2 protein-coding genes and 1 pseudogene are annotated in these 4,162 nt (G+C 68.5%); all 3 read left to right on the top strand.

Features of this window, described 5'->3' with window-relative positions:
• A pseudogene (gene rho / locus I6U14_RS10645) lies at positions 1 to 498 on the top strand (transcription termination factor Rho); the annotation flags it as partial.
• An 84-nt stretch (positions 499 to 582) separates the two neighbouring features.
• Positions 583 to 1,881, top strand: a complete 1,299-nt coding sequence (locus tag I6U14_RS10640) for a paraquat-inducible protein A (protein WP_296899173.1) — start codon at positions 583 to 585, stop codon at positions 1,879 to 1,881.
• A gap of 7 nt (positions 1,882 to 1,888) precedes the next feature.
• On the top strand, positions 1,889 to 3,949 hold the full coding sequence (locus tag I6U14_RS10635) for a UvrD-helicase domain-containing protein (RefSeq protein ID WP_296899172.1): 2,061 nt from the start codon (positions 1,889 to 1,891) through the stop codon (positions 3,947 to 3,949).
• Positions 3,950 to 4,162 lie beyond the last annotated feature (213 nt).

Below are 4,162 nucleotides of genomic sequence, written 5' to 3'. Positions count from 1 at the left end.
GTGGAGCACAACAAGGACGTCGTCATCCTGCTCGACAGCATCACCCGCCTGGCGCGGGCCTACAACACGGTGGTGCCGTCCTCGGGCAAGGTGCTCACCGGCGGTGTGGACGCCAATGCCCTGCAACGCCCTAAGCGCTTCTTCGGTGCCGCCCGCAACGTGGAGGAGGGCGGCTCGCTCACCATCATCGCCACCGCCCTCATCGACACGGGCTCGCGCATGGACGACGTCATCTACGAGGAGTTCAAGGGCACCGGCAACATGGAAATCCACCTGGACCGGCGCATTGCCGAGAAGCGCATCTTCCCGGCGATCAACATCAACCGCTCCGGCACCCGCCGCGAGGAGCTGCTGATGAAGCCCGCGGACCTGCAGAAGGTTTGGATCCTGCGCAAGATCCTGCACCCGATGGACGAGCTGGCAGCAGTGGAATTCCTGCTCGACAAGCTCAAGCACACCAAAACCAACGCCGAGTTCTTCGACTCCATGAAGGGCTAGTCGGCGGCCAGCCACCGGCTCCCAGCCATCCGCCCGCAGCGCTCCGCCCACAGCGCACAGGCATCGTCCGCCGGGAGCGGCATCATGTCCCCGCATCACGCCAGGCTCGCCGCCGCGCTCTCGCTCGCCGGCCTGCTCCTCTCCGCCGCACTCCTCGCGGCGCAAGCCATCGTGGACCTGCGCCGCCTCCAGCAGCTGGAGACCGATCTCGCGGAGCTGCACGACGTGCGCTATGGACTGCTCAATGCCGAGGTCTGGGTGGAGCAGCTCTCCACAGTGCTCGCGCACAAGATCGACACCTTCGAGATCACGGCGGAGAGCCGCCCGGCCATCAAACGCAACATCGAGGTCGTGCTGGACCGGATCCTGGTGGAGGTGGAACGGTATCTGCGCCGGCGGAATGCCTCCGGCGACAACCTGCTGGAGCGCATGCAGGGCGCGCTGCGCCAGGGGGTGCAGGACTTCCTAGTGGACTTCACAGAGCTGCGTGCCCGAGTGCCGGCCTATGCGGACGCCGTCCTCGACGAGCTGGACCGCCCGGAGACCCGCGCCGAGCTCAAGGCACAGCTCTTGCGCGCGCTCGATACCGCCGCGGCTGCCACCTTCTCGGCGACGGACTTGAGCGCCTTCGCTGCCGTGCTCGCCCGCCACGACTGCGTGGACGCCGCGGCCTGTGAGCCGAGGCTCCGCTACACGGCCGATGCGTTAGCACAACGAGCACGCGTCTTCGCCGGCGGTGCACTTCTCGCCGTGAGCGCCATGTTCTTCGTCGCCTGGCGCGAGCGCCCGCACCTGCGCCCGGAGGTCATGGCCATGCTCACGGCCGGCGCCCTGGTGCTGCTGGCCGGGGGCGTGATCACGCCGATGATCGACGTGGAGGCGCGGATCTCGGAGCTGCGCTTCGTGCTCCTTGGCGAGCCCATCGTGTTTACCGACCAGGTGCTGTACTTCCAGAGTAAGAGCATCCTCGACGTGGTCCGCGTGCTGGTGGATACCCGCGCCTGGGATATGATCTTGGTCGCCGTGCTCATCACCCTGTTCAGCCTCGTCTTCCCGGCGTTGAAGGTCCTCGCGGGCTTCGTCTACTACGTCGACTGGCGGAGTCTGCGTGCCAGCCCCATGGTCTATTTCTTTGCGCTGCGCTCCGGCAAATGGTCCATGGCGGACGTGCTCGTGGTGGCCATGCTGATGGCCTACGTGGGCTTCAGCGGCCTCGTGGAAAGCCAGCTCGCCGCAATGGCCGGCAGCGGCCGCGGCGTGGACGTCATCACAACCAACGGCACCACGCTGCAGGTCGGCTTCTATCTGTTTCTCGCCTTCGTGATCGCGAGCCTGGTGCTGTCGGCACTGCTGGAGGCTCGCGTCGGCAAACGGGTGAGCTGAGCCGCGTATGCCACCGTCGAACCTCAGATCCTTGAACCCCAGACAGGCCGAGGCGGTGGAGCATGTGGGCGGCCCGCTGCTGGTGATCGCCGGGGCCGGCTCGGGCAAAACGCGGGTCATCACACGCAAGATCGCGCACCTTGTCCGTGCCCATGGCGTGCCGGCCCACGCCATCGTCGCCCTCACCTTCACTAACAAGGCTGCCCGGGAGATGAAGAACCGCGTGGGCAGCCTGCTCAAGGGCGAGCGTGCGCGCGGCCTCAGGGTGTCCACCTTCCATACCTTCGGGCTCAACCTGCTGCGGCGCGAGGTGGAGGCCGCCGGCCTGCGGCCCGGCTTCTCGCTGTTCGACCCGGAGGACGCCGCCACGGTGCTGAAGGAGCACCTGCGCGAGCACGACCTCGCCGATGCCGTGACCCCCGCCGCGGCGCTGGCGCGCATCTCGCGCTGGAAGAACGCGCTCATCGACCCGGCCCGCGCCGCAAGCACCGCCGAGGACGACTTCGACGCCATGCTCGCGGACCTCTACGGCCGCTACGAGCAAAGCCTTGCCGCCTACAACGCCTGCGACTTCGACGACCTCATCGCGCGCCCGGTGCGCCTGCTGCGCGAGGACCGCGACATCCGCGAGCGCTGGCAGAACCGCATCCGCCACCTGCTGGTGGACGAGTACCAGGACACCAACGGCGCCCAGTACGAGCTGGTGCGACTGCTGGTGGGCCCGCGCGGCGCCTTCACCGTGGTCGGAGACGACGACCAATCGATCTACGCTTGGCGCGGGGCGCGGCCCGACAACCTCGCCCGGCTGCGCGACCACTACCCGACCCTCCGGGTGGTGATGCTGGAGCAGAACTACCGCTCCAGCGGGCGCATCCTGAAGCTCGCCAATGACCTCATCGGCCACAACCCGCATCTGTTCGACAAGCGCCTGTGGTGCGATCTCGGCCCTGGCGAGCCCGCCCGCGTGCTGGTGTGCCGCGACGAGGCCCATGAGGCCGAGCGCGCCGCCGCCGAGATCCAGCACATGCATCTCACCAAAGGCCGCCCCTACGGCAGCTACGCGATCCTTTACCGCAGCAACCATCAGGCGCGGCCCTTCGAGCAGGCGCTGCGCAGCCTTGGCGTCCCCTATTTCCTGAGTGGCGGGGCCTCCTTCTTCGCCCGTGCCGAGGTCAAGGACGTCATGGCCTATCTGAGGCTGCTCGCCAACCCGGCGGACGACGCCGCCTTCCTGCGCGTGGTGAACGTACCGAGGCGCGAGATCGGCCCCACAACCTTGAAGCACCTCGCAGCCTTCGCCGCTGAGGGCGAGGAGCCGCTGGCCGCCGCCTGCGCCGACCCGCGGCTGGCCGCGCAGATGCCGGCACGCCAGGCCGGACGGCTCATGGAGCTGGCGGGCATCCTGGCCGAGCACCGCACAGTGACCGAGCGTGCCGCCAACCCCATCGCCGCTGTGCGTGCCCTGCTGGAGCGCATCGACTACGCCGGCTGGTGCCGAGACAACGCCCCGAGCCGCGCTGCTGCCGAGCGCCGCCTGGACAATGTTGCGGACCTGCTCGACTGGCTGGAGCGCCTGCAACGGGAGGCCGCCGCCGACGGGGCTGCCGGCGCCACGCTGCCAGACCTCGTCGCCAAGCTCACACTGCTCGATGTGCTGGAGCGCCAGGACGAAGCAGAGGGCGGCGACCGCGTGCATCTGATGACCCTGCACGCCGCCAAGGGCCTGGAGTTTCCGCACGTCTACCTGGTGGGCATGGAAGAAGAGCTGCTGCCCCACCGCGGCAGCCTCGATGCGGCCGATGCAGAGGTCGACGGCGGCGGCATCGAAGAAGAGCGCCGGCTCTGCTACGTCGGCATCACCCGCGCCCAGCAGAGTCTCACCTTCACCCGTGCTCGGCGGCGCCGACGCTTCGGCGAGACTGTCACCTGCGAGCCGAGTCGGTTCCTGTCAGAGCTGCCCAACGCCGAGCTGCACCAGCCCGACAGCACCAAGCGCACCGACGCCGAAGCCCGCGCCCACGGCAGCGCCCAGCTCGCCGCCCTCAGGGGCCTGTTTGCGGACCGGTGAAAGGCCGATCGCGGCGAAGCCACGAGCCGACACCGCAACGCCATGGGAGAGACACGACGATTGCGCGGACGGCCGCCGCCGACCATGGACAAGCGGCCGCGAGGAGACTATGCTTGCGAGTTCGGTAGCGGCCCAACCTGCCGGTGCCGCCTACCTAAGCGCCTGTAGCTCAGCTGGATAGAGTACTGCCCTCCGAAGGCAGGGGTCACAGGT

The organism is Thiohalocapsa sp. (assembly GCF_019695415.1).
Taxonomy (GTDB): domain Bacteria; phylum Pseudomonadota; class Gammaproteobacteria; order Chromatiales; family Chromatiaceae; genus Thiohalocapsa.
This window is presented reverse-complemented; position numbering and strand designations above follow the sequence as displayed.

Excerpts from the sequence above, each read along its gene's own strand:
- I6U14_RS10640 (WP_296899173.1), top strand. The coding sequence starts at position 583 with ATGTCCCCGCATCACGCCAGGCTCGCCGCCGCGCTCTCGCTCGCCGGC.
- I6U14_RS10635 (WP_296899172.1), top strand. The coding sequence starts at position 1,889 with ATGCCACCGTCGAACCTCAGATCCTTGAACCCCAGACAGGCCGAGGCG.